This is a genomic window from Shewanella subflava (assembly GCF_025971955.1).
Classification (GTDB): domain Bacteria; phylum Pseudomonadota; class Gammaproteobacteria; order Enterobacterales; family Shewanellaceae; genus Shewanella; species Shewanella subflava.
Window position 1 is genome coordinate 1 of the sequence record NZ_JAPDMX010000001.1, and the last position, 23,907, is coordinate 23,907.

The following is a 23,907-nucleotide window of genomic DNA, read 5'->3' on the forward strand; positions in this document are numbered from 1 at the left end:
ATGCCAACCAGCACCGAATATCGACAGCTTGTTACCCTGGAATTTTAAACGATAGGTGTAGTTGCCCAGACGCTTACTGTTATCAAGCTAGAATCAAGAGTTATTGAGTATGCTTGGTATTCTCTTGTAAGTAGGCTGATAATATGGGGGCAACCGCGGATAAGTGGCTGATTTGATGGTGGCCAATAATCCATTTTGTTTGCTGTGCCACTTGGGGGGCCGGTATGGCGATGGTTTGCATATTGGCAGCTCTCGCGGCAATTAAGCCATTAAACGAGTCTTCAATAGCCAAACAATTCACTGCATCAACCGCTAATTTTTTAGCGCAATTTAAGTACACTTCAGGGTGAGGTTTACCCAATGCTAAATGCTCTGCAGAGCAAATAGCATCGAAATACTCGCTAATACCCAGTTTGGTTAATACCGCCTCAATAATCAGGGAAGGTGATGAGGTAGCTAAACCGACTTTAAGCCCTTTTTGACGACAATCTTTTAAAGTGTCAATCACTCCGGCCATGGGCTCGCCATTAAGCCTAATGTGTTCAGCGACCGCTGCAATAATGTGGCTTGCTGTTTCGGCATTATTATAGTTAGTCCATGGGAAGCGTTGATGCCAATAATCCACAACTTGATCAATGCGATAGCCAGTTGTACTTTCTACATCTTCGAAAGTGAGTTTGAGCCCAAGCCGATTCAATACTGCTATTTCGGCTGTTTGCCATGCGGGTTCAGAATCAATTAGTACCCCATCCATATCAAAAATCACGGCCTTCACATTGATATTTGCCATTGTTAACCTTATTTAGTGACTCACTTTGACGTGTAGATTATCGTTATCTACAAGATTATTCAGTAAAAATACAAATATTTGAAATTATTTTTAGCCAATGTTGCTGCGTTTGTTGGGTTTATTTAAATCAAAAGGTTTTATTTAAGTGTATGAAAGAATATTGTTTTTTTACTGTTTCAAACTATTGTCTAATTTTCTTTGTTTTAATATCACTTTACATTGCCAGTTGGACAAAAAAATCCAGTAGATTTCATCTGCGTAATAGTGTGAGCTGATTCATACTTTTTTAAAGCTGTAGTATACTGGGGGTCGGATTTCAAGCCCGAACCTGTGGAATTTCAGCGTGACTAAAACTGACGTTGAGTTTTGCCGTAAGGCGTCAAACAAAGAGGAATGTTGCCGTGCTAGAAGCATATCGTAAACACGTCGCAGAGCGTGCTGCAGAGGGTGTTGTCCCTAAGCCATTAGATGCTCAACAAGTGGCTGAGTTAGTGAAGTTAGTTGAGACTCCACCTGCTGGTGAAGAGGCCGTGATCCTCGACTTATTAGAAAATCGTATTCCACCTGGCGTGGATGAAGCAGCCTATGTTAAAGCGGCTTTTTTAGATGCCGTTGCCAAAGGCACTGTTAAATCGCCAATTCTATCAGCAGAGCGCGCTACCGAATTACTGGGTACGATGCAAGGCGGATACAACATTGAGCCGTTGATCGCTCAATTAGATAATCCTGCATTAGCCCCTATCGCTGTTACCGCATTATCAAACACATTGTTAATGTTTGATGCATACCATGATGTGGTAGAGAAAATGCAAGCTGGTAACGCTTTTGCCAAGCAAGTTGTTGAATCATGGGCCAATGCCGATTGGTTCTTAAATCGTCCAAAGCTAGCCGACAAAGTGACATTAACGGTATTTAAAGTGGCGGGTGAAACCAACACTGATGACCTGTCTCCAGCGCCAGACGCATGGTCACGTCCAGATATCCCACTGCACGCATTAGCGATGTTGAAAAACGCCCGTGACGGTATCGTGCCTGATCAACCAGGTGTTGTCGGTCCAATTAAAGAAATCGAAGCCCTTAAAGGCAAAGGTCATCCACTGGTTTATGTGGGTGATGTTGTGGGTACGGGGTCTTCACGTAAATCAGCCACTAACTCAGTGTTATGGTTCATGGGTGACGATATCCCTTATGTCCCAAATAAGCGTGCTGGTGGTTTCTGTTTAGGTAACAAAATTGCTCCAATCTTCTTCAACACCATGGAAGATGCTGGCGCATTACCTATCGAGCTTAACGTAGATAAAATGGAAACTGGCGATGTCATCGACATTTATCCATACGAAGGCGTTGTTAAACGCAGTGGCACTGATGAAGTCATCTCTACGTTCGAATTAAAAACGGAAGTGCTATTAGACGAAGTGCGCGCCGGTGGCCGTATTCCGTTGATCATTGGCCGTGGTTTAACTGACCGTGCTCGCGAAACGTTAGGTTTAGATGCCTCTAAAGTATTCGTTCGCCCACAAGATGTTGCTGATACAGGTAAAGGTTACACCTTAGTACAGAAGATGGTAGGTAAAGCTTGTGGTGTTGCCGGCGTTCGCCCTGGCCAATACTGTGAGCCGAAAATGACCTCTGTTGGTTCGCAAGATACTACAGGCCCAATGACCCGTGATGAGCTAAAAGATTTAGCTTGTTTAGGTTTCAGTGCTGATTTAACCATGCAGTCATTCTGTCACACAGCGGCTTATCCAAAGCCAGTTGACGTTGATACTCATCACACGCTTCCTGATTTCATCATGAACCGTGGCGGCGTTTCATTGCGTCCTGGTGATGGTGTAATTCACTCGTGGTTAAACCGTATGCTATTACCTGATACCGTAGGTACGGGTGGTGACTCGCATACGCGTTTCCCTATCGGTGTGTCTTTCCCTGCAGGTTCTGGTCTAGTAGCGTTTGCTGCGGCAACGGGCGTAATGCCACTTGATATGCCTGAATCAGTATTAGTTCGCTTTAAAGGTGAAATGCAGCCTGGTATTACTTTGCGTGATCTAGTACATGCTATCCCATTAAAGGCGATTGAAATGGGTCTACTAACGGTTGAGAAGAAAGGCAAAATCAACGCTTTCTCTGGCCGTGTATTAGAGATCGAAGGTCTTGAAAAACTTAAAGTTGAACAAGCATTCGAATTGTCTGACGCTTCAGCTGAGCGTAGTGCTGCAGGTTGTACAATCAAGCTAGACAAAGAGCCAATCATCGAATACTTAAACTCTAACATCGTGATGTTAAAGTGGATGATCAGCGAAGGTTATGGCGATCGTCGTACCATTGAGCGTCGTATTACCGCAATGCAAGATTGGTTAGCTAACCCAGTATTAATGGAGGCGGATGCTGATGCAGAATATGCTGAAATTATCGAAATCGACCTAAACGACATCAAAGAGCCAATCCTTTGTGCACCAAACGATCCTGATGATGCTGTACTGTTATCAAGTGTTGCACAAACTAAAATTGACGAAGTGTTCGTGGGTTCTTGTATGACAAACATCGGTCACTTCCGTGCTACCGGTAAGATGTTAGACAAGTTTGCTAAAACACTACCTACACGTTTATGGATTGCGCCACCAACTAAAATGGACAAAGATCAGTTAACTGAAGAAGGTTACTACTCAATCTTTGGTCGTGTTGGTGCACGTATTGAGATCCCTGGTTGTTCTCTATGTATGGGTAACCAAGCACGTGTTGCTGAAGGTGCTACAGTAGTATCAACCTCTACACGTAACTTCCCGAACCGTTTAGGTACTGGCGCAAACGTTTACTTAGCATCTGCTGAGTTAGCAGCAGTAGCCGCGTTATTAGGTCGTTTACCTTCGGTTGCAGAGTATCAAGAATACGCGAAAGAATTAGACGCTACAGCAGCGGATACTTACCGTTACTTGAACTTCGATCAAATCGACTCTTACACTAAGAAAGCGGGCAGCGTGATAATTCAATCAGCTGTGTAAGCTTGAACTAGTTAAGTGTTGAATTAAAAATGCCAGCAGCAGTGCTGGCATTTTTGTTTTGATATTTAATCACTTTTTGTACTTTTCAACCGTTTCTATGCACCAGCTAAAAAGTGGTTTTAGTTTTTTATCAAGAATATCAATCTCATTAGCGTGTGCTATATTTAATTATTAACACCATCCAGATTAGGGCATATGAAAAATGATCAAAATAAGTATATTAACCATGCTGATGTTAGTAGGTATGACCTATGCGCAAGTTGCTAATGCTGGGGTGATTAATCCTGATTGTACAGCTCAAAAAGCCGTTAAAAATGCAGCGGTGAAAGCAACAGTGGGTGTCAGTGGGCGCTGTGATCCTGCAGAAGCCGTGAAAGATACCGCAGGTAAAGCGGTAGAAAATGCATTACCTCAAGATGGCGCTACTGCAAAGTTGGTGGATAAAGCAACAGGCAAGGATGAAACTGTCAAAGAGAAAGCTGTAGATGCTGTTGTGCCCGATAAATTACAAAAAGATAAAGATGATAAAAAGTTGATAAAAAAAGCCACCAATAAGATTATTGAGTAGCATTCATTACTGATGTGGCAATAATATAACAGTTAAGTCATTTGGTTGTGTTTGACTACTTAGATTTATCTTTTTACTATGAATTTAAAAGGATTTTTGTCGTTCATGAAGGCTATATATTTACTATTGCTCTTGCCGATATTTGCTAAAGCAAATAACTTACCGAGTTTTTTGTCCGTTGATACAGATAAAGAATACATTGCAACCATTGATAGCTTACGTAGCTTATTGCCTAAAAATGGTGATCCAGAAATTTTAATGGGTTTAGCATCACCCTTCAGTGTGTTAGATGTGCAGCCAACAAAATTTAATTCATTAACCGATAAAAATAAGTTCGCTAATTTTAATTTAGGAGTAATGGGGCAGGCTATATTTAAAGCTAAAGAACAGTTTTTGATCGATTTGCCTAACAGGGTATTGTGCCAAAATTCGATATGCAGAAAAAATAGATTGGCTCATATTAATCAATTCATTAATGAACAGTTTAAAGTGAGTGAGTTTTTCCATCAGAATGCAGATATTCTCATTTTACAAAGAACAACCGATGATGTTTATCGAATTAATAATGCTTTTTATACCCCTGCGGGCATTATTCAATATCAGCCTTCTGCAATAGCAGGATTTGTGCCTTCAGCCAATTGGTCAGAACATAAAAGCAATGAAGAATTAACAAGTTGCAATACATGTTCTGCTCGGTCAATTGCAGTGAGAAAGGTTATGGCTCAATATAATATTGCTGCTATTGTTCGCGGGACAAATATGGGAGTGAACGTCATCTTTGGCGGGATAAGTAATAACCATTGGGGTGTAATGGTCATTGAACAATCCGCCGATAAGCCAAAGGTGGGACAACGAAATACGTTAGGTTTTGAGTATGAAGATGTGATCGAGCTAGCCCCTAAAGCTTATTATTACCAAACCAATTAACGGTAATCCATCACAATGAATCGCGCTGTGCTAGAGGCAAGACTACAATATTCTGCTTCTAGCATGTGATTACGAATATTTAATATTCATCGCAATCAACGCTTCACGTGAGCCTTTCTCTGTACGTAAACGTGCCAAATACCGCTCCCAAATTTCCACTTGATGACTGCCTAATTTATAAAGGATTTTCCAAGAAAATAGCCCTGTATCATGGCCATCGTCAAATACAATTTTTACCGCATAATTGCCCACAGGTTCAATGGCCGTGATATTCACTTCTTTCTTATGGGTCACCAAAATAGGATTACCATGCTGCTGAACCTCAGCCGATGGTGAGTGTACGCGGAGCATTTCACAAGTGATGTTAAACATTTCACCGTTGTCAAAGCTGACTTCTAATAGCTTAGATTTACGCTTTAATTTAATGCCAATCACGTTTGGGGTGGCTTCTGACATGTTATTACCTATAAAAGTGGTCGTAATAAAAAGGATTAACGAGAAATCGAAGATTTTCATCATACTCGATTTCGGCGTTAATCCCATTTTTATCATGCCTTAATGTGACATGTTAAGGCATATTTTTAATCAGGTAGTGATCCCGTGACTACAGAATAAAGCGGCTTAGATCTTCATCTTGTACAAAGGTATCTAAGTGCTTATTCACATACTCAGCGTCAATCACAAAAGTTGAACCGGATTTTTCTGAGGCATCATAAGATATCTCTTCCATCAACTTTTCCATTACCGTATGTAAACGACGCGCGCCGATGTTCTCTGTGCGCTCATTCACTTGCCAGGCAGCTTCAGCGATACGCTCAATACCGGATTCAACAAACTCTACCGTTACACCTTCAGTGCCCATCAAGGCCACGTATTGTTCGGTCAGTGAGGCATGTGGCTCCGTTAAAATGCGTTTGAAATCGTTAGCAGATAACGCATCTAACTCTACACGAATAGGTAAACGGCCTTGTAATTCAGGAATTAAATCAGATGGTTTTGACATCTGGAATGCGCCTGATGCGATAAACAAAATATGGTCTGTTTTTACCATCCCGTGCTTGGTGGTTACCGTGCAACCTTCCACTAAAGGCAGGAGGTCGCGCTGCACACCTTCACGAGATACATCTGGACCTGAGGTTTCACCACGTTTACAAATTTTGTCAATTTCATCTAAGAATACTATGCCATGTTGTTCAACTAACTCGATAGCTTGTTCTTTTAAATCTTCCTGATTAACTAGCTTCGCCGCTTCATCTTCAATTAATTGTTTATAAGCGTCTTTGATTTTCATCTTTTTACGCTTTGAAGTGTTCTGGCCTAAATTTTGGAATAAGCCCTGTAGTTGATTGGTCATTTCTTCCATGCCAGGTGGCGACATGATTTCAACACCAATTTGTGGCGCAGCAACATCAATTTCAATTTCTTTATCGTCTAACTGACCTTCACGTAGCTTTTTGCGGAAGATTTGACGCGTATTTGAGTCGTCTTTTTTCTCGGCTTCCCAATCTTCTTTAGGTTTAGGTAGTAGTGCATCTAAAATACGTTCTTCGGCCAATTCTTCGGCACGAAAACGGCATTTTTTCATTTGCTGTTCGCGGGTCATTTTCACTGCTGAGTCAGTTAAATCACGAATGATTTGCTCAACTTCCTTGCCGACATAACCCACTTCGGTAAATTTAGTGGCTTCTACCTTGATAAAAGGGGCATTAGCCAATTTAGCTAAGCGGCGAGCGATTTCAGTTTTACCGACCCCCGTAGGGCCGATCATAAGAATATTTTTTGGGGTGACTTCTTGACGCAATGAAGCTTCTAGCTGCATACGACGCCAGCGATTACGAAGGGCTACCGCAACCGAGCGTTTGGCATTTTTTTGGCCAATAATGTGCGAATCGAGTTCATGGACAATTTCGCGAGGGGTCATTTCAGACATAGTTTTTCCTTTCGCTCGAATTAATAATTCAGCTCTTCAACGGTTTTGAATTGATTGGTGAATACACAAATGTCGCCAGCAATGGTCAGTGACTTTTCAGCAATGTCACGGGCGCTTAATTCGGTATTTTGCAGTAATGCAAGGGCAGAGGCATGAGCATAATTTCCGCCAGAACCAATGGCAATTAAGTCGTGTTCAGGCTGAACCACATCACCATTACCCGTAATAATTAATGATTCTTTGGTATCTGCAACCACTAACATCGCTTCTAACTTACGCAGCATTTTGTCGGTACGCCAATCTTTAGCCAGTTCAACGGCTGACTTAAGTAAGTGGCCTTGATGCATTTCAAGCTTGGTTTCGAAACGTTCAAATAAGGTAAATGCATCAGCTGTGCCGCCAGCAAAACCTGCTAATACTTGGTTGTTATAAAGGCGGCGAACTTTGCGTGCATTGCCTTTCATGACAGTGTTGCCCAAAGACACTTGGCCATCACCAGCGATGACAACTTGGTTATTACGGCGTACAGATACGATGGTAGTCACAGTAAATCCTCTTCACTAAATTTAGCAGGGTTAAACAGCCTTCTGCTAATTGATATAAAGGATATTGGGGAGTGATTGGCGTTTTTCAAGTTAGAAAGGTTAACATTCGTTTATGAAAAAGCCCGATGTCTCGGGCTTCCATTTTTAGGCGTAAAATAACCTTATTGCCATAGCCAGATCTGGCAGGTGTTGATGCCTGCTTTTTGCATTTTATGGCGGCCACGCTCACCATCACGCTTGCTTTCGAATGGTCCTAAAACCACACGATACCAAACACCATTAGTGCCTTCAGAGCGTTTAACTTGCGCTTCCATTCCCATAAAGGCGATGCGCGCTTTCATTTCATTTGCCTGGCTTTCTTGGCGGAACGAGCCACATTGCATTTGATATAAACCGCTAGAAACCACACCAGAATTAGGCACATCGACTTCGACACGTTTATTTTCCAACTCTTCAAGATAAGTCCACTCTTCTTGAGGTTTTGGCGGTAACTCGTTGGGATCTTTTGGGGCCACGGCGGCTTTGGTTGTTTGCTTGTCTGTGGTTGTCGACTTTGCAGCAGTATTCACCGCAGGAGCGACATCTTCTGAGCTGCCTTTAATGGTCCACAAAAAGTAACCAAACCCAGATACCAATACTATGGCTAGTAACCAGGGTATCAAGGGCATATTGCTTGATGAGGTTTTTCGTTTTGACGAACGCGCCCCTTTGCCGGCCTTTGCGGCCGATTTAGGTTTGCGATTAGCATAATCTCGGCTCATATTTACATGCGCTCTAGGGTTTCAATGCCTAATAACGATAAACCGGTTTTTAAGGTGTTAGCCGTTAATTTTGCCAGTAAAAGACGACTTTGTTTTTGCGCGTCAGTGTCAGCGGCGAGAACTGGGCAAGCTTCGTAGAAGCTAGAAAATTCACTGGCTAGCTCATAGAGGTAGGCGCATAACACATGCGGCTGACCTTTGTCTGTCATGCGAATAAGTACTTCATTAAACTGAGCCAGTTTAGTGCCTAAATCTTTTTCCTTTTCATGCTCAAGCACAATTTTAGCCTGACTTAAGTCGATGTCTTCAGCACGCTTGAAAATACCCGCTACACGAGTGTAGGCGTAAAGAAGGTAAGGTGCGGTATTACCTTCAAAACTGAGCATTTGTTCGAAACTGAAAACATAATCACTCGTGCGGTTTTTAGATAAGTCAGCGTATTTCACTGCGCTAATCCCTACTACGCGGGCTATTTCAGTTAATGTTTGTTCATCCATATCAGGGTTTTTACTACGCACTAACTCAAGCGCGCGAACGTTAGCTTCATCGAGTAAATCAACTAGCTTTACAACACCACCGCTACGGGTTTTGAATGGACGACCATCTTCACCATTCATGGTGCCAAAACCCATGTGTTCTAACGTCATTTCTGGGCGAACAAATTTTGCCAGACGGGCAAGGTTAAACACCTGTTGGAAATGCAGTGCTTGACGTAAATCAACAAAATATAATGCACGGTCCGCTTTAAGTACATTTGAACGATAACGCATAGCGGCTAAGTCGGTAGTGGCATATAAATAACCGCCATCGGCTTTTTGAATGATGACTGGAAGAGGCTCACCCTCTTTGGTTTTAAATTCGTTTTGGAATACCACTTTTGCGCCGTTGCTTTCGGTTAATAAACCTTGGGCATCTAAGTCGGCAACTACCTGATCTAAATCGGCATTATAAGCACTTTCGCCATGCACATCTTCACGAGTTAAGCTCACACCTAAACGTTGGTATACGTCTAAACAATGGCTGAGTGAGATATCATTAAACTCACGCCATAATTTGTTGCAGTAAGCATCACCCGATTGCAGTTTTACCACTAACTGACGCGCGCGCGTTGCGAACTCGGTTGATTCATCAAAGCGAACTTTGGCCGCACGGTAAAAGTTTTCTAAATCAGATAATTCTAAGGTGGCTTGTTCGCCTTGGGCAGCTCGTAATTCTTCCATATAAGCTAGCAGCATGCCGAACTGGGTACCCCAGTCGCCAACATGATTTTGACGAATAACGTTATGGCCTAAAAACGCCAACGCACGTACAACGCTGTCGCCAATAATGGTGGAGCGTAAATGACCTACGTGCATTTCTTTTGCGAGGTTAGGAGAAGAGTAGTCAACCACGATATTTTGCTTGGCCGGTAATGCGACACCTAAGTGGTCATCATTAAGCGCTTGTTGCAATTGGTTGGCGAGTGCATTGTCATCAATGAAAAAGTTAATAAAACCTGGGCCGGCAATATCCACCTTAGCCACATGTGAAGACTTGGGGAGCGTGTCGATTATAAGTTGAGCGACTTCACGTGGTGGCTTACCGACCACTTTAGTCAGCATCATTGCAAGGTTGGTGGCTAGGTCACCATGGCTTTTATCTTTAGTGCGGTCTACCTGAATACGCGCTTGAAAATCAGCTGGCACAATACCTTGTTGTTGGAACGAGGCGATGGTTTGTTGTAGTAAAGATTCAATATGTGATTTCATGGGCCTTTGCTTGCACTAAATTCGTTAATGAATGACACGACAGAACCGCATATTTTAGCCGCTTCTGGGGGTAAATTGCTATGTACTTGATGGAATTTTTTATGATTCATCATTCTTAGCCCGTTAACAGCCCTAATTCCATTGAATTACATTAAATCTTGTGGGTCACGATCGATACTCCAACGGCATTTTTTGGTTTCAGGTAGTTGCTCGATTACGTTAAGGATTTTTTCAAACTCGACCTGAAGTCTTTGACGTGTTTTAGCTTGAAACATCAATTGTCGACGATATTTACCCGCTTTGCGATCCAATGGTGCAGGAATCGGGCCAATGATTTCAAAGGCTTTGTCTTGGGGGAGCAGCTGACTGACTTTGGTGAGAAACTCATCCGCGTCAGCCGCTGAATGCGCTTCAGCGCGAATAAGTACCATGTGCCAAGCAGGTGGCAGCTGCGCCAACTGCCTTTCTTTAAGTTGTTCGCGGGCAAAATCGCCGTACCCTTGTCGTAATAAACTGCGTAATAAAACATTGTCGCTTTGGTGGGTTTGTAACAGCACTTTTCCGGGTTTGTCAGCGCGGCCAGCACGCCCTGACACTTGGGTGTATAGCTGACCAAAGCGTTCTGGGGCACGAAAGTCTGCGCTGAATAATGCCCCGTCTACATCTAATAAACCCACTAAAGTGACGTCTGGAAAATGGTGCCCTTTAGCGAGCATTTGGGTGCCGACCAGTATTTTGTATTCGCCTTTGTGAATACCATGCAGTTGTTTTTCTAGTGAGCCTTTGCGCCGAGTGGTATCGCGATCGATACGCACTACAGGGTAATTTGGAAATAAGGACGTAAGCGCTTGCTCCAGCTGTTCAGTACCCAAACCATGCCCCATCAACATGGTGCTACCGCATTGATGGCATTGCTTAGGGATCGCATATTGGTTACCACAATGGTGGCAGCAAATTTCATTTAAGCCCTGATGTACGGTAAAAAATGCATCGCAGCGATCACATTCATGCAAGTGACCACATTCATGGCATAACAAGGCTGGAGCAAAACCGCGGCGATTTAAAAATAACAGCACCTGATTACCCGCATCGAGGTGCATGCGCATTTCATTAATTAACGATGATGACATGCCGCTTTTAAGTGGCTGATTGGTGATATCAATAATGCCTTGTTTAACCTTTTGCGCAGCACCGGCGCGCTCACTTAATGTTAAGTGATGATAACGTCCTGATATGGCATTTTGTAATGATTCTAACGAAGGGGTTGCAGTGCCTAATATGATAGGAATGTCTTCATAGTGACCGCGCATAACCGCGAGGTCTCTTGCGTGGTAGCGCACTCCTTCTTGCTGTTTAAAGCTGGCATCATGCTCTTCATCTAAAATAATTATTCCTGGAAACAACATGGGCGTAAACAAAGCCGAACGGGTGCCAATAATAATAGCGGCTTGGCCGCTTCTTGCTTGACGCCAAGCGTCGAGGCGTTGGTTGTCGGTTAAACCTGAGTGGATCACCGCAAGATTGACCGCAAATCGTCGTTTAAATCGATTGATGGTTTGGGGGGTTAAGCCGATTTCAGGCACCAAAATAAGCGCTTGCTTACCTTGTTTTAAGATGGCTTCAAGCACTGATAAATAAACTTCCGTTTTCCCTGACCCCGTTACGCCTTCAAGCAGGGTGCAATTAAAACCCTGTTGCTGATTGAGTATTGATACCGCAACCGCTTGCTGCTTGTTCAATTTATGCGGTTTTTCAGTGATATCGAGTTGCTGACGCCAGCTTAAATCAATTGCAATTGTTTGTGCTTTACGTTCAACCCAGCCTTTGTCCTCCAATGCTTTTAATGCTGCTTTACTGTATTCAAGGCTGATAAATTCGTCATGGGTTAATGAATTTTCTGAGAGTGCATCAAATAATTTTTTTTGTGCGGGGGCACGATTTAGCAGACTCGCTTGTGCGGTTTGTCCTTGGTGGGTTAAGCAATATTGGGTGATTTCTTGCGGGGCAGTATCGGCCCCTTTTCGCAATGCCACAGGTAATGCTTGACTGAGCATTTGACCCTGGCTGGTAAAGTAATAGCGTGCAGCCCACAATGTTAACTTATATAAAGCCTCTGGCAATATTGCTTGGGTATCGAGAACCTGAGTGATGTTTTTTATTTGGTTTTCGGCTAAATCGCATTTGTCGGTTATCGCAGTGATTAAGCCAATAAGTTGCTGACGTCCGAAAGGGACTTTCACCCGCAAACCCACAGCTATGGCAGAAAGGTGTTTTTCTGCAACACGATAACTGAAGTTTGTTCGCAGGGGGACAGGTAAGGCAACTTCAACATACACAGGCATAGATTTCCAAAAAGGCAATTAAGGATGTTCATTCTAAGGGGTAATTAGTGTAACGTTATCAGATAAATATAATAATCCGAACTTTAAATAGGGTGAAAAATGCATAAACTTGGGTTAATGATTAACAGCCTAATATTAATTATGACTTTTTATTGCAGCATGTTATTTGCTGAAGTCTCACATGTCAGTATTAATAGTCGTCAGTTTGATTTAAACCAAGTCCCGTCATTAAAAGTGAATTTTATTTCAAAGCACAAAGATTTAAACCAGTTTTATTTTACTATTAAGCAAGGTAGTGGCCAACATGCTGTCGAGTTAACACTTGCCGCTAGTAGAATAAACCCCTATTTAATCCACTTACATGGAGACACTAAGGTAACCGACAATCATGCTACATTAAGTGTATCTATATTTCGTAATGCCGATTGGGTTCAAATAGCAACTTTGCCAATATTTGATGCCCCAAAATCGAATAATTCGGCTGCATTAACATCCAGTTTGCAGCAACATCAGACACAATTAAAGTCCAAAAAGGCTGTTGAAACAAATAACGCTATGCATCCATTGGTCAAAGAGACTAGCCCGCTTGTAGACATAATGCAATTACCCGCAATGATCCCCAATTGCTATGTGGAACGCTCGGACACTGAAACCTTATGGAAAATTGCTAATAGGTATAAAGCACAATGGAATACCAATGTTTATGGCGCAATGCTTGCCCTATTTGAAGCGAATCAAAAAGCCTTTTCTAAACAACGTATACATTTATTACGTCAAGATGCGTCATTAAATTGTCCAGCAGCACATATTTTGGCGCAATACCATGATGTGTCAGTTGACCGGCATACTTTTGAAGTGTTGCAGGCCAAACATGCTGGTTTTTAAAGATTTAGATGTTGAATTAATCAGTATTTTGTTGCGGCTACAGAGATAAATTCTATATAGTTGTGCTGGGTTACATAATGCGTGATATCTATCTTTGATAGCAATCAATAGGCAGTTCAGCATCGATAGTATAATTAAAAAAATCGTATGCCAAGATAAAAACGTTAAAGGATTAATACATGAAAATCTCTCAGATATGTTTCACGTTAGCGGGGTTAGCAATTGGCTCGTTAAGCCAATCTGTTATTGCTGATGTGAGTCATATTGGTATTGAAGCAATGGGGTTTGAGGCTGGTGAACTACCTAAACTGAACGTCAATGTCGTCAGTGACCATAATGATGCTTCCCTGTTAACTTTTTATATTCGTCAAAAATACAATAATACCGTCGTGCTAGAAAAATTGCTTGTGGATGAACATAAGCAAAATACCTTTGTTTTGCATGGGGAAGAAAAAATTGTTGATCCCAACTCGTCACTGATTGTGTCTGAATATCGTGACGGTAAATGGCAGCAATACTCACCAGTTGCTTTGTTCAGTAACGAGATAAACAACTTATCAGCAAGCCCAGAAGCCGAGAAGCCCGTTGCAATTAAAACCATGAAGTCGTCAGATGCATACAAGCAGCGCTATCAGGCCGTTGCTAAAGAAAGTTTGGCAAAGCCTGAATACAGCTCTGCCTCAGCGGCTTCAACCTCTACAAAAAATACTGCATTGTTCGCGCGCTCACAATCTGACTGTATGATCAACAAAACCTCTGCAGATACCCTTTGGACCGTGGCCTCTAACCATGCAAAATCATGGGGAACTAACGTATTTGGGGCGATGTTGGCCATCTATCAAACTAACCCTGAGGCTTTTATCAATCAAAATATAAAAAAGCTAAAAGCAGATCGTGAGTTAATTTGCCCATCCGACGAGACCTTGGCGCAATTTACAAATTCTAATCAAGATAAAAAAACATTTGATGAACTCGTTAAGACTGGTATTGCTCAGCCAAATAGTGAATTTGAATCTGCAGTCGAAATTGCACTGAAAGAAGATGAAACACAATTGATGGCAAAAAATGAATTAGCGCAAGCTATAAACAATGAGTTTACTCGGCCCACAGACACAGACACAGACACAGACACAGACACAGACACAGACACAGACACAGACACCGGAGAATTGGTTTCAAACCCAGTTATTCCAGCGGAATGCTCAATTGATAGGCAGCCTGAAGACAGCTTGTGGCGAGTGGCGGCCGCTCAGCATAAGTCCTGGCATACCAATATTTTTGGTGCCATGCTAGCCATCTATGATGCGAATCCAAATGCCTTTGCTCAGCAAAAAATTAATATGCTTATGGCCGACGCCAAGTTAAATTGTCCTTCTCAGGGGATACTCGATCAATATCAAGATGTGCAAGCGGATAAAAAGAAGTTTGATGATCTCGTTGCTTTGCAAAGTGCAAGCTGAAAACTGTCGCCAAGTGGTGAAAATAACCGCTTGTGTAAGCATTAAAGACGCTGTATTATCTCGCGCCTAAAACATATTCTTATTAACTGCATGTGGTGTCCAACTTCGGGTTGTGATAGCGACATGGCCTTCAATTTGAGGTAACCCAATGAAACCAGGTATTCACCCAGAGTACGCAGAAATAACCGCAACTTGTACTTGTGGTAACGTAATCAAAGTAAATTCAACTGCAAATAAAGATTTGCACTTGGACGTATGTGGTGCATGTCACCCATTCTACACAGGTACTCAGAAGATCGTTGATACCGGTGGACGTATTGACAAGTTCAACAAGCGTTTCGGCATGCTTGGTAAAAAATAATTGCTTCCGCAATGATATTAAAGGCGCCTTAGGCGCCTTTTTTGTTTTCAGCCCCTAAACCACCGACTTCAATAGGTGGTTATCATCAATTAGGCTCTGCCTGAAGTACGTTCAATGCTATGGAGGAGTCAGGCAATGTTTAACGACTTATTAACATGCCAGGGTTGCCTGCATGGAGGCTTATCAGTTCAGTTGAACATAGCTTATACACTCAATTGATATGTAAGCTTTGCTAATGGTGCGGTACAAGCTTCTAAATTAGGGATGATTTAGAAAAGCCTTAAGGGATATATCTACGGCGTCTTGTTAACGCACGGTAGGAAAGCTCACTTTTAGGTAGTGATATCAAAGCCACCTTCTTCAGAAGGTTGATCTTTTACTTTCTGCAAAGATGAAAACTGACTTTTTAGTTATAAATAATAGTCTTGTGTACTTAGCTAAGATTGTTGTTATTTTTACTAACATTTATGTCGTAAAATTGGCTTATTAGGGTTTAATTTTGAAAATGTTTGTTATTTTACTACATTTTTAACTTATTGATTTTAAATAACTCGTAAGTGATAAGTTACTATTACGTTGCTTATGCCTTTCAATGGTCGGATCGGTGGGTAAAGTTTGAGTTTTTGATTTATATCCTGTTATTTTTAGCGTATTGTTAACATTTTCCACTGCTGCTTAAATCAGCAGTTTAGATGTTGTTCACCATATAGCGCACTCAGGATTGATAAAATGTCAGATTTTCGCCAACAAGCTCTCGACTATCATGAATTTCCCGTACCAGGTAAAACTGCTGTCTGTTTAACTAAACCCGCTCAATCTAGTCATGATCTCGCACTCGCATATAGTCCTGGCGTTGCCGAACCTGTGCGTGAGATAGCGGCAGATCCTGAAACCGCATATCGCTATACCAACAAAGGTAATACGGTTGCCGTTATTTCTAATGGTACGGCTATCCTCGGCCTAGGTAATTTAGGTCCTTTGGCATCAAAGCCAGTGATGGAAGGCAAGTCATTACTGTTTAAGCGTTTCGCAAATATTGACTCTATTGATATCGAAGTAAAGCACCGCACATCAGAAGAGTTTATTAATACTGTTGAAGCAATTGCCGATACGTTTGGCGGCATTAATCTTGAAGATATTAAAGCGCCCGAATGCTTCCAGATAGAAAAAGAGCTCATCGCACGTTGTAACATACCTGTGTTTCATGATGATCAACATGGCACTGCGATTGTGACTGCAGCGGGTATGTTAAATGCGCTTGAGATTCAGGGTAAGGATATCAAAGATGCAGTGTTCGTTTGTTTAGGTGCTGGCGCTGCAGCAATCGCCTGCATGACAATGATCGTTAAATGTGGTGCTTTACGTGAAAACATTTATATGCTCGATCGTCAGGGCGTGATTCATACTCGCCGTGATGATTTGAATGAATACAAAGCGTTATTTGCCAACAACACTGATAAGCGCACCCTACAAGATGTGATTGAAGGTGCGGATGCATTTTTAGGCTTATCTGGTGCTAATTTACTCACCGAGGATGACATCAAATTAATGGCGCCTAATCCGGTTATTTTTGCATGTTCAAATCCTGATCCTGAAATTAAACCCGATTTAGCCCATAGCATCCGTAAGGATCTCATCATGGGAACAGGACGCAGTGATTATCCTAATCAGGTCAATAATGTGCTTTGTTTCCCGTTCATTTTCCGCGGGGCGCTGGACGTTAGAGCATCGGTGATTAATGATGAAATGAAATTAGCGGCGGTGTATGCCATAGCAGATTTAGCCAAAGAGCCTGTTCCAGAAGATGTGTTAGCGGCTTATCCGAACGTAAGCGAATTAAGTTTTGGTGCTGAATATGTCTTACCTAAGCCAATGGACCCAAGATTATTAGTCAATGTTGCACGTGCTGTTGCACAAGCTGCAATCGACTCCGGTGTGGCTAAAGTCACCACTTTACCAGTATATTAATTGCGCGATTACAAAATGTAGCGTATGTAAATAACATCGTGTTAAAAGGGGCTTCGGCCCCTTTTTAATTTTTATTAACAATGTGATAGTGTTTAAAGCACATTAATAACGTCAGAGTTAGGTATACTAAGGGCAACAATAATAATAAACCTCAATATGGAATGATCACAGCCTATCAAAGCACCATGATTACACCTGAATAAGATGAATTTACTGAGTGTCTAGTATGACGTCGTTGATTCGCAATGCTAAGGTGTAGCAACTTTGATAACCATCGCGCTGACTCGTTCCTTCTGTATCACTTGAGTTGTCATTAATAACGTCCAGCAGGAAAGCGGATAGATGAAGCTGACTAAAATCCTCACAAAAAAGTTAACCAGTTTTTGGTTAGTCTCTCTGGCGGCAGTCGCCTTTGTTTTTTTATTATGTGCGCTAATGAGCTTTGTTCAACTCACTTATCGATTTCAACAAAATAAAGTAGCTGAACTTGAGTCTATGATAGTCACGCACTATCAACAGCAGGGGATCGCTCAATTAGATACTTGGCTCCCTGCAGTATTAAAAGCTTATCATGTGGTGCAATTTCAATTGTTGTTAGACCAACAAGCTTTATATTCCTATCAGTCTGATGTTGACAGGGGTGAATCAGGCGTAACCCTTTATCAACGTATTATTGAGCCCCAAACTGCTTTAAGCGTGAGGTTTGAATTAACATCGCCCCTCAACAATTATCAATTTAGCTGGTATGAATTGTTAATTTTATTCATTGGCTTTGGCGCCATAAGCGTATTTGTGCGTTATGGATTAAAGTGGATTACCCATGAGCTAGATGGCGTTGAGTTACTGGCATTGCGCAGTAAAATGATCATCGAGGGCGATATACAAGGTGCCAAGCTATCTACAGCAAAAGGACGTCCTAGATTAATTAATCGTGCAATTTCAAAACTCATCAATGATCTTGAAGATGCTCAACAAGAACGTGGACGCCTAGATCAGTTTATTCGTGCAAATACCTTTCTTGATCCTGTGACAGAAATCGGTAACCGTCTCTTTTTTGAAAATCGTCTTACTGCACTCAGCCATGACAACAAAATGGTGGCCTATGGCGTGGTTTTTTTACTTGAATTTGATGATGATGCATTAATGAATGTTCAAACGGATATTGAAGCTAATAAAGCATTTATTACCCAAATTGTGGCGATTATCCCCCCGTTAGTAAGCGAATATACCGATGTAATTTTTGCCAGACGCAGCAGATTACAACTTGCAATCGTTGTCCCACAATTATCACTTGCAGAGGCCGATTTGTTAGCCGACAGGTTAATTCGCCGCTGTTTGTTAGTTAAGCACCATCAAATTGCCAATCATGATAATTACTTGCACCTTGGTGCCGCATTTTATAAAGCGGGCGACCAGCCTTCACAAATTATTGAAGAAGCCGAAATGGCCTTGCGTGCAGCTCAACTGCAACGACTTAATACCTGGTTTATGTATGACAAAGGCGCTGTCGATAAAGAAATGGCAAAAGGGTCTGTCAGATGGCGCAGCTTTTTAGAATATGCACTGGTTAATAAGCGTTTTTTTCTGCTACAACAGCCGGTGCTAGAAAGCGACAATAGCTTGCTGCATTGTGAGATTTTTAGCCGAGTAAGAGACAACCAAAATAATGAAATTCGTGCGACACTGTTTATTCCTATGGCCAATAAATGTGGATTAATGCCACAGGTAGAAAGGCTGATAGTTGAGCAAGTTTTATTTAATGTCATGCCTAAAAATGATGCCATTTATTGCGTTAATTTAAGTATGGATACCCTAACAAGCCGAGCTTTTACTCGTTGGATTCAATCGACATTGCTTGAGCATCGCCCTTTAGCAACTAGGCTTATTTTCGAAGTATCAGAAGATCTCTTTATCAAACATCAACAGCATCCTCAGTTAGCCAAAACATTGACCATGCTATCTAAGATGGGCGCCAAGTTAAGTGTCGATCATGTGGGTAAGCAAGTGGTCGGGACGCATTATATTCAAACCTATGATTTTGATTTTGTGAAGTTAGACCGTTCGATCATTCGTCAGGTGCATGAGCGGCCTGAGAATCAGCTATACATTCGTAGCCTTATTGGGGGGCTTTTACGTTCTAAAGCGCAAGTGATTGCTGAAGGTGTTGAAATACTTGAAGAGTGGCAAACATTGAAGATATTGGGCGTCAGTGCTGCTCAAGGTCCATTTTTGGGGGATATTGCCCTCATAGCAAATGATGTTTAAAACTTGTTTATCTTAGTAGAGCAATCTATCTTATTTAAACAACCTAATTTTAGTATTTTTCTATAAAATTAAAATATTAGCGGTTAAACTGGTAAATATGTTGCTGACCTGCCAAAGTCATTTTTTGATTATTGACAAGACGCATCACAAGATGGATGTGAAATGACGCTTATTTTTATAATGCGCAGCATTTAGTTCGTAAAAGGCTTTCAAATGAATAATGGTTTTTTTAATAAATTAGCTTTTTGGCGTAAAGCTGCCCACTCCGCAGAGCTGGGAGTGTATGTTGGCGTGAACGCTGTGTGGGTCTATCAAGCTGCAAAATTAGAACAATCAGAGTCATTTACGGAATTCGATTTAGTTAAAGATGACTTTCTATCCACGTTTAATGAAATCAAAAATCAATTTGGCGCTGCCAAGCTGCAAATTGTTTTGTCCAGTTCACATTACGAATTATTGCAAGCCGATAAACCTAGTGTTGACCCCGCTGAAGTTTGCCAAGCACTCATTTGGGCTATTAAAGATATGGTGGGTCAACCTGTTGCCAATATTCATCTCGATTATTTTGAATCAAGCGTATCAATCAATTCAAAAGTGAATGTGGTGGTTGCACCCAGAGATAAATTGGTATCACTTGCCACAGCGTGTGATGAACTTGGCTTTACCATTGCGGGAATTAATATTGAAGAGTTGGCCTTAACTCCGTTATTTGATGCAGATAACATGGCGCATATGCTAGTGACTCACCTACCCGAACAAGAGGTTTTATTTACTGTGATAAAAGCGGGTGAATTGCTTATGCAGCGACGAGTTCGTGGGTTTAATCAATTGCATAAGGCCAGTAATGAAGAATTAAGTTACGGTCTTGCTGACAACCTGAGTTTAGAGATCCAACGTTCGATGGATTATTTTGAGAGTCAGTTACGCCAAGCACCAGTGTCGACCATCAATTTATTGGTAGAAGGCCAACAACAAACCTTAGTTAAATTAGTTGCCGCCAACTTTAATCAACAGGTTGAAGCCGTTACGCATCATGGTGTATCTGCTTATTTAGCCCAATTGGCTTTTAACGAGCTTGCAAGAGGTGAGGTGTGATTAAAACTAACGTTAATCTCTACAGCACCACACTATTACCGCCAAAGCAGCGTTTAAACTTTTTGGTGTTATCGGTTTCTGTCGTGGCTTTGTTAGGTTTAACAGTATTGTTGCACCTAGTGGGCAGTTATCTGCTTTATGATGTTCAACATCAGGTTGCCCAAGTTGAGCAGAATAATAACCGCTTAGTTGAGCAAAAAGACAATTTAGAAGCCCAAGTCGCGCAACGTGCGCCAGATCAAGACTTAGTATCTAGGGTGGAGTTAGAGGAGCAAAGGCTCACCTTAAAACGTTTACTTAAATCTGAATTGGAAAACCGCACCGCACTGATAAGTCAGGGCTATTCACCTATGTTGACTGACTTGGCTACTGTTGCGGATACCAATGTGTGGTTAAGTCGAATTCATTTCAATGAACAGCAAATTGAATTTGAAGGATTTGGTCAGCAACCTTCGAGTATTCCTCGTTGGATTGAACGATTAAAAACAGCAGATACCTTAAAAGGTTTTGCCTTTGCTGCAATGACAATGGATAGAGGTGAAGATCAACCTTTGGCCTTTAAATTAACCAGCGTACAAGCAAATCAGGAGGCTGCTAAATGAAGCAACAATGGCAGCAACTGGCACAAAAGTTTAATGGGTTAAGTCAGCGTGAGCGTTTATTAATAGGCATAGCTACCGTTGTGGTGGTGGGTATGGTCGCGTTTATGTCACTTGAAGCTAAGTGGCTTGATATCAGCAAGGCTGAAAAACGCTTGCAAATCCTTCAACAAGAAAGCGGGATTACTGAGCAACAAATTGCGTTGTATCAACAGCGACTGACATTAGATCCCAATGCCGATTATCAGCAAAGGCTCACATTGATTAATACCCAAATGGCTGAGGTTGATGCTGAACTTAATGCGCAAATGGTGGATATGGTCCCCGCAGATTATATGCCTACTGTGCTGGCTAATCTATTATCTAATGATAAAGGGATTAAACTGATTTCATTTAATTCGATTGCACCAGTCGCTTTGTTGCAAGTCGGGGAAGATGAACAACAGAAAATGAACCTTTATAGTCATGGCATAAAGTTGGCCGTTGAAGGGGATTATTTTGCGGTGTTAGATTTTGTGAAAGCCATTGAATCTATGCCTGACAAACTTTATTGGAAGCGATTAGATTATCAAGTTGAAACGCATCCAAAAGCCAAGGTCGAATTAGAATTATACACATTAAGCATTAATAGGGACTTTATCAGTGTTGCTAAACAAGATTAATTCTTACCTCTCATTAGGCTTTCTTTCTTTGTCGCTGGTTTTTGCTGCGCATGGACAGACGCTGCGAGATCCCACATTGCCGAGCAAAAATTACCAAAGTGAGGCTGTGACAAATACACAACAAAGTTTGGTGCTCAATAGTGTCATTCATGGCGCGTCATCCTATGCGGTAATCAATAATAAAATTATGAAAGTAGGTGATAGAGTACAAGGTGTGCGCATTGTGTCGATTGGTAAAAGCCATGTGAGCTTATCTGATGGCCGTAAACTCCAATTATTCCAGTCGGTAACGCAGAGATAGGACAATAACTACAATGAAAACGATAAACTATATTACCCCTCTGTTGATGCTCAGTTTGATGGCATGTCAAACGACTAATCGTCCAGAGCCGAAAGATTCAAAAGGTGCGATTAATGAATCTTTATTACAAGCACAGGCTCCTAAAGCGGTAACACCTCCGCCAGCAATGATGCCTGCGGATGTTCAACGTGAATTAAATAGTCAAAATAGCATGGGTGCAAGTATGCCGCCTTTGCCAGCTGAACGACGTTTTGATGTGTCAGCTCATAATGTGGACGCCCGGGTGTTTTTTCCTTCATTAGTGGAAGGCACACCATTAAGTGTCGCGGTGCATCCTGAGGTTCAGGGCACTATTTCGTTGTCACTAAAAAGCGTTACCTTAGGTGAAGCAATCCAAGTTGTGGAAGATATTTATGGTTATGAGGTTAGCCGTGAAGGGCGTGTATTACGCATATTTCCTGCCGGTATGCGCACTGAAACATTCCCATTAAATTATCTGTACATGGAGCGAGAGGGCTTATCTTTAACATCGGTTAGCTCTGGACGCATTTCGGATAACAACAATAACTCTAATTCGAATAGCAATAATAACTCTAATTCTAATAACAATAATTCCAGCAACAGTAATAGTGACAGTAATAGCAACAATAGCAGCGACAATACTAACGGCACCTTTATTCGCTCTAAAACCAAAACGGATTTTTGGGGAGAGTTACAAGCAACCTTAACTGCTATTATTGGTGAAACCGGCGGTGGGCGTCAGGTTGTTGTGACTCCGCAAGCGGGTTTAGTGACTATCCGTGCCTTCCCAAATGAACTACGTCAAGTGCGCTACTTTATTGAAAAGGCTGAATCACACTTACATCGCCAAGTTATTCTTGAAGCAAAAATTATTGAAGTGACTTTATCTGATGCATATCAACAAGGCATTCAGTGGGACAGTGTTGTGGGTCATATAGGCAGCACTAATATTGATTTTGGCACAGGTGCAGGCCAGGGGTTGAGCAATCAGATTACCAGTGTCATTGGCGGCGTGACGACTATCAATGTTAAAGGTACTGATTTTTCGACTATGATCAGTTTGCTAGATACCCAAGGCGATGTCGATGTGCTTTCAAGCCCAAGAGTGACCGCATCCAATAATCAAAAGGCGGTTATTAAAGTGGGTAATGATGAATATTTTGTCACCGATGTATCATCTACCACAGTGGCAGGTACGACTCCTGTAACGACTCCGCAAGTCGAATTAACTCCATTTTTCTCTGGTATTGCCTTGGATGTGACCCCGCAAATAGATGAAGATGGCAATGTGTTACTGCATGTTCACCCTTCTGTTATTGATGTTAAAGAGCAAACTAAATCTATTAAAATCAGTGAGTCAACATTAGAGCTGCCATTAGCCCAAAGTGAAATTCGTGAGTCTGATACTGTGATTAAAGCAGCATCAGGTGATGTTGTGGTGATAGGTGGTTTGATGAAGAGCGATAACTTAGAAATCGTTTCAAAAGTACCACTGCTTGGCGATATTCCTTTTATTGGTGAAGCATTCACTAATCGGAGTCGTTCGAATAGAAAAACTGAGTTAATTATCATGTTAAAGCCAACCGTGGTGGGTGAAGATACATGGAAAAATGAGTTGAAGCGTTCACAAGACTTAATTGAGCGTTGGTATCCTACCCAGCAACAGTAATATTGCCAAAG

Annotated in this window: 20 protein-coding genes; 13 read left to right on the top strand and 7 right to left on the bottom strand. The window is 41.7% G+C overall.

From position 1 onward, the window contains the following. Positions 1 to 100 precede the first annotated feature (100 nt). A complete protein-coding gene (gene hxpB, locus OHT75_RS00005; protein WP_264724297.1) occupies positions 101 to 790 on the bottom strand; it encodes a hexitol phosphatase HxpB in 690 nt (229 codons plus the stop codon). A 401-nt stretch (positions 791 to 1,191) separates the two neighbouring features. On the opposite strand from hxpB, the gene acnB reads away from it, so the two are divergent. From acnB to OHT75_RS00020, 3 genes are all read left to right on the top strand, one after another. Continuing rightward, on the top strand, positions 1,192 to 3,789 hold the full coding sequence (gene acnB / locus OHT75_RS00010; protein ID WP_264724298.1) for a bifunctional aconitate hydratase 2/2-methylisocitrate dehydratase: 2,598 nt from the start codon (positions 1,192 to 1,194) through the stop codon (positions 3,787 to 3,789). A 202-nt stretch (positions 3,790 to 3,991) separates the two neighbouring features. Beyond that, entirely contained in the window at positions 3,992 to 4,357 is a 366-nt protein-coding gene (locus OHT75_RS00015; protein WP_264724299.1) for a hypothetical protein, read from the top strand. 78 nt (positions 4,358 to 4,435) lie between these two features. Then, the gene (locus tag OHT75_RS00020; protein ID WP_264724300.1) at positions 4,436 to 5,284 is read left to right on the top strand and encodes a hypothetical protein; all 849 of its coding nucleotides are present in this window, start codon (positions 4,436 to 4,438) and stop codon (positions 5,282 to 5,284) included. 69 nt (positions 5,285 to 5,353) lie between these two features. Here the strand turns inward: OHT75_RS00020 and OHT75_RS00025 are convergent, their stop codons facing one another. From OHT75_RS00025 to priA, 6 genes are all read right to left on the bottom strand, one after another. Next, the gene (locus OHT75_RS00025; RefSeq protein WP_264724301.1) at positions 5,354 to 5,740 is read right to left on the bottom strand and encodes a DUF971 domain-containing protein; all 387 of its coding nucleotides are present in this window, start codon (positions 5,738 to 5,740) and stop codon (positions 5,354 to 5,356) included. Positions 5,741 to 5,888: 148 nt separating this feature from the next. Further along, positions 5,889 to 7,214 carry an HslU--HslV peptidase ATPase subunit gene (gene hslU, locus OHT75_RS00030; RefSeq protein WP_264724302.1) on the bottom strand — a complete coding sequence of 442 codons (1,326 nt, stop codon included), beginning with the start codon at positions 7,212 to 7,214 and terminating at the stop codon, positions 5,889 to 5,891. A gap of 20 nt (positions 7,215 to 7,234) precedes the next feature. Continuing rightward, positions 7,235 to 7,759, bottom strand: a complete 525-nt coding sequence (gene hslV / locus OHT75_RS00035; RefSeq protein WP_188842477.1) for an ATP-dependent protease subunit HslV — start codon at positions 7,757 to 7,759, stop codon at positions 7,235 to 7,237. 161 nt (positions 7,760 to 7,920) lie between these two features. Next, positions 7,921 to 8,520, bottom strand: coding sequence for an SPOR domain-containing protein (locus OHT75_RS00040; protein WP_264724303.1), 600 nt, complete (start codon positions 8,518 to 8,520; stop codon positions 7,921 to 7,923). Positions 8,521 to 8,522: 2 nt separating this feature from the next. After that, positions 8,523 to 10,268, bottom strand: a complete 1,746-nt coding sequence (argS, locus tag OHT75_RS00045) for an arginine--tRNA ligase (RefSeq protein WP_264724304.1) — start codon at positions 10,266 to 10,268, stop codon at positions 8,523 to 8,525. Between the two features lie 146 nt (positions 10,269 to 10,414). Then, a complete protein-coding gene (gene priA / locus OHT75_RS00050; protein WP_264724305.1) occupies positions 10,415 to 12,610 on the bottom strand; it encodes a primosomal protein N' in 2,196 nt (731 codons plus the stop codon). 99 nt (positions 12,611 to 12,709) lie between these two features. Between priA and OHT75_RS00055 the strand changes: the two genes are divergently transcribed. The 10 genes from OHT75_RS00055 (at position 12,710) to mshL (ending at position 23,896) form a co-directional block, all read left to right on the top strand. Continuing rightward, positions 12,710 to 13,495, top strand: a complete 786-nt coding sequence (locus OHT75_RS00055; protein WP_264724306.1) for a FimV/HubP family polar landmark protein — start codon at positions 12,710 to 12,712, stop codon at positions 13,493 to 13,495. Positions 13,496 to 13,674: 179 nt separating this feature from the next. Continuing rightward, complete coding sequence (locus OHT75_RS00060; protein WP_264724307.1) at positions 13,675 to 14,955, top strand: FimV/HubP family polar landmark protein; 1,281 nt, start codon at positions 13,675 to 13,677, stop codon at positions 14,953 to 14,955. A 148-nt stretch (positions 14,956 to 15,103) separates the two neighbouring features. Then, positions 15,104 to 15,316 (top strand): 50S ribosomal protein L31, encoded by a 213-nt coding sequence (gene rpmE, locus OHT75_RS00065; RefSeq protein WP_264724308.1) that lies wholly within the window; start codon positions 15,104 to 15,106, stop codon positions 15,314 to 15,316. Between the two features lie 729 nt (positions 15,317 to 16,045). Continuing rightward, complete coding sequence (locus tag OHT75_RS00070) at positions 16,046 to 17,284, top strand: malic enzyme-like NAD(P)-binding protein (RefSeq protein ID WP_264724310.1); 1,239 nt, start codon at positions 16,046 to 16,048, stop codon at positions 17,282 to 17,284. A 342-nt stretch (positions 17,285 to 17,626) separates the two neighbouring features. Further along, positions 17,627 to 19,549, top strand: coding sequence for an RNase E specificity factor CsrD (gene csrD / locus OHT75_RS00075; protein ID WP_264724312.1), 1,923 nt, complete (start codon positions 17,627 to 17,629; stop codon positions 19,547 to 19,549). Positions 19,550 to 19,762: 213 nt separating this feature from the next. Continuing rightward, positions 19,763 to 20,644 carry a biogenesis protein MshI gene (locus tag OHT75_RS00080; protein ID WP_264724313.1) on the top strand — a complete coding sequence of 294 codons (882 nt, stop codon included), beginning with the start codon at positions 19,763 to 19,765 and terminating at the stop codon, positions 20,642 to 20,644. Next, a complete protein-coding gene (locus tag OHT75_RS00085; RefSeq protein WP_264724314.1) occupies positions 20,641 to 21,246 on the top strand; it encodes a PilN domain-containing protein in 606 nt (201 codons plus the stop codon). Before OHT75_RS00080 ends, OHT75_RS00085 begins: the two co-directional genes overlap by 4 nt. Further along, positions 21,243 to 21,905 (top strand): type II secretion system protein M, encoded by a 663-nt coding sequence (locus OHT75_RS00090; protein WP_264724315.1) that lies wholly within the window; start codon positions 21,243 to 21,245, stop codon positions 21,903 to 21,905. Before OHT75_RS00085 ends, OHT75_RS00090 begins: the two co-directional genes overlap by 4 nt. Positions 21,906 to 22,011: 106 nt before the next feature. Continuing rightward, complete coding sequence (locus OHT75_RS17970; protein ID WP_319803619.1) at positions 22,012 to 22,206, top strand: hypothetical protein; 195 nt, start codon at positions 22,012 to 22,014, stop codon at positions 22,204 to 22,206. A 13-nt stretch (positions 22,207 to 22,219) separates the two neighbouring features. Then, the gene (gene mshL, locus OHT75_RS00100; RefSeq protein ID WP_264724316.1) at positions 22,220 to 23,896 is read left to right on the top strand and encodes a pilus (MSHA type) biogenesis protein MshL; all 1,677 of its coding nucleotides are present in this window, start codon (positions 22,220 to 22,222) and stop codon (positions 23,894 to 23,896) included. The last annotated feature ends 11 nt before the right edge of the window (positions 23,897 to 23,907 follow it).

Bases quoted from the DNA above. Each gene is read 5' to 3' on its own strand.
- OHT75_RS00060 (WP_264724307.1), top strand. From the start codon at position 13,675: ATGAAAATCTCTCAGATATGTTTCACGTTAGCGGGGTTAGCAATTGGC.
- OHT75_RS00040 (WP_264724303.1), bottom strand. From the start codon at position 8,520: ATGAGCCGAGATTATGCTAATCGCAAACCTAAATCGGCCGCAAAGGCC.
- rpmE (WP_264724308.1), top strand. From the start codon at position 15,104: ATGAAACCAGGTATTCACCCAGAGTACGCAGAAATAACCGCAACTTGT.
- argS (WP_264724304.1), bottom strand. From the start codon at position 10,268: ATGAAATCACATATTGAATCTTTACTACAACAAACCATCGCCTCGTTC.
- OHT75_RS00020 (WP_264724300.1), top strand. From the start codon at position 4,436: ATGAATTTAAAAGGATTTTTGTCGTTCATGAAGGCTATATATTTACTA.
- hslU (WP_264724302.1), bottom strand. From the start codon at position 7,214: ATGTCTGAAATGACCCCTCGCGAAATTGTCCATGAACTCGATTCGCAC.
- hxpB (WP_264724297.1), bottom strand. From the start codon at position 790: ATGGCAAATATCAATGTGAAGGCCGTGATTTTTGATATGGATGGGGTA.
- mshL (WP_264724316.1), top strand. From the start codon at position 22,220: ATGAAAACGATAAACTATATTACCCCTCTGTTGATGCTCAGTTTGATG.
- priA (WP_264724305.1), bottom strand. From the start codon at position 12,610: ATGCCTGTGTATGTTGAAGTTGCCTTACCTGTCCCCCTGCGAACAAAC.
- OHT75_RS00070 (WP_264724310.1), top strand. From the start codon at position 16,046: ATGTCAGATTTTCGCCAACAAGCTCTCGACTATCATGAATTTCCCGTA.
- OHT75_RS00025 (WP_264724301.1), bottom strand. From the start codon at position 5,740: ATGTCAGAAGCCACCCCAAACGTGATTGGCATTAAATTAAAGCGTAAA.
- OHT75_RS00055 (WP_264724306.1), top strand. From the start codon at position 12,710: ATGCATAAACTTGGGTTAATGATTAACAGCCTAATATTAATTATGACT.
- OHT75_RS00080 (WP_264724313.1), top strand. From the start codon at position 19,763: ATGAATAATGGTTTTTTTAATAAATTAGCTTTTTGGCGTAAAGCTGCC.
- OHT75_RS00015 (WP_264724299.1), top strand. From the start codon at position 3,992: ATGATCAAAATAAGTATATTAACCATGCTGATGTTAGTAGGTATGACC.
- csrD (WP_264724312.1), top strand. From the start codon at position 17,627: ATGAAGCTGACTAAAATCCTCACAAAAAAGTTAACCAGTTTTTGGTTA.
- OHT75_RS00090 (WP_264724315.1), top strand. From the start codon at position 21,243: ATGAAGCAACAATGGCAGCAACTGGCACAAAAGTTTAATGGGTTAAGT.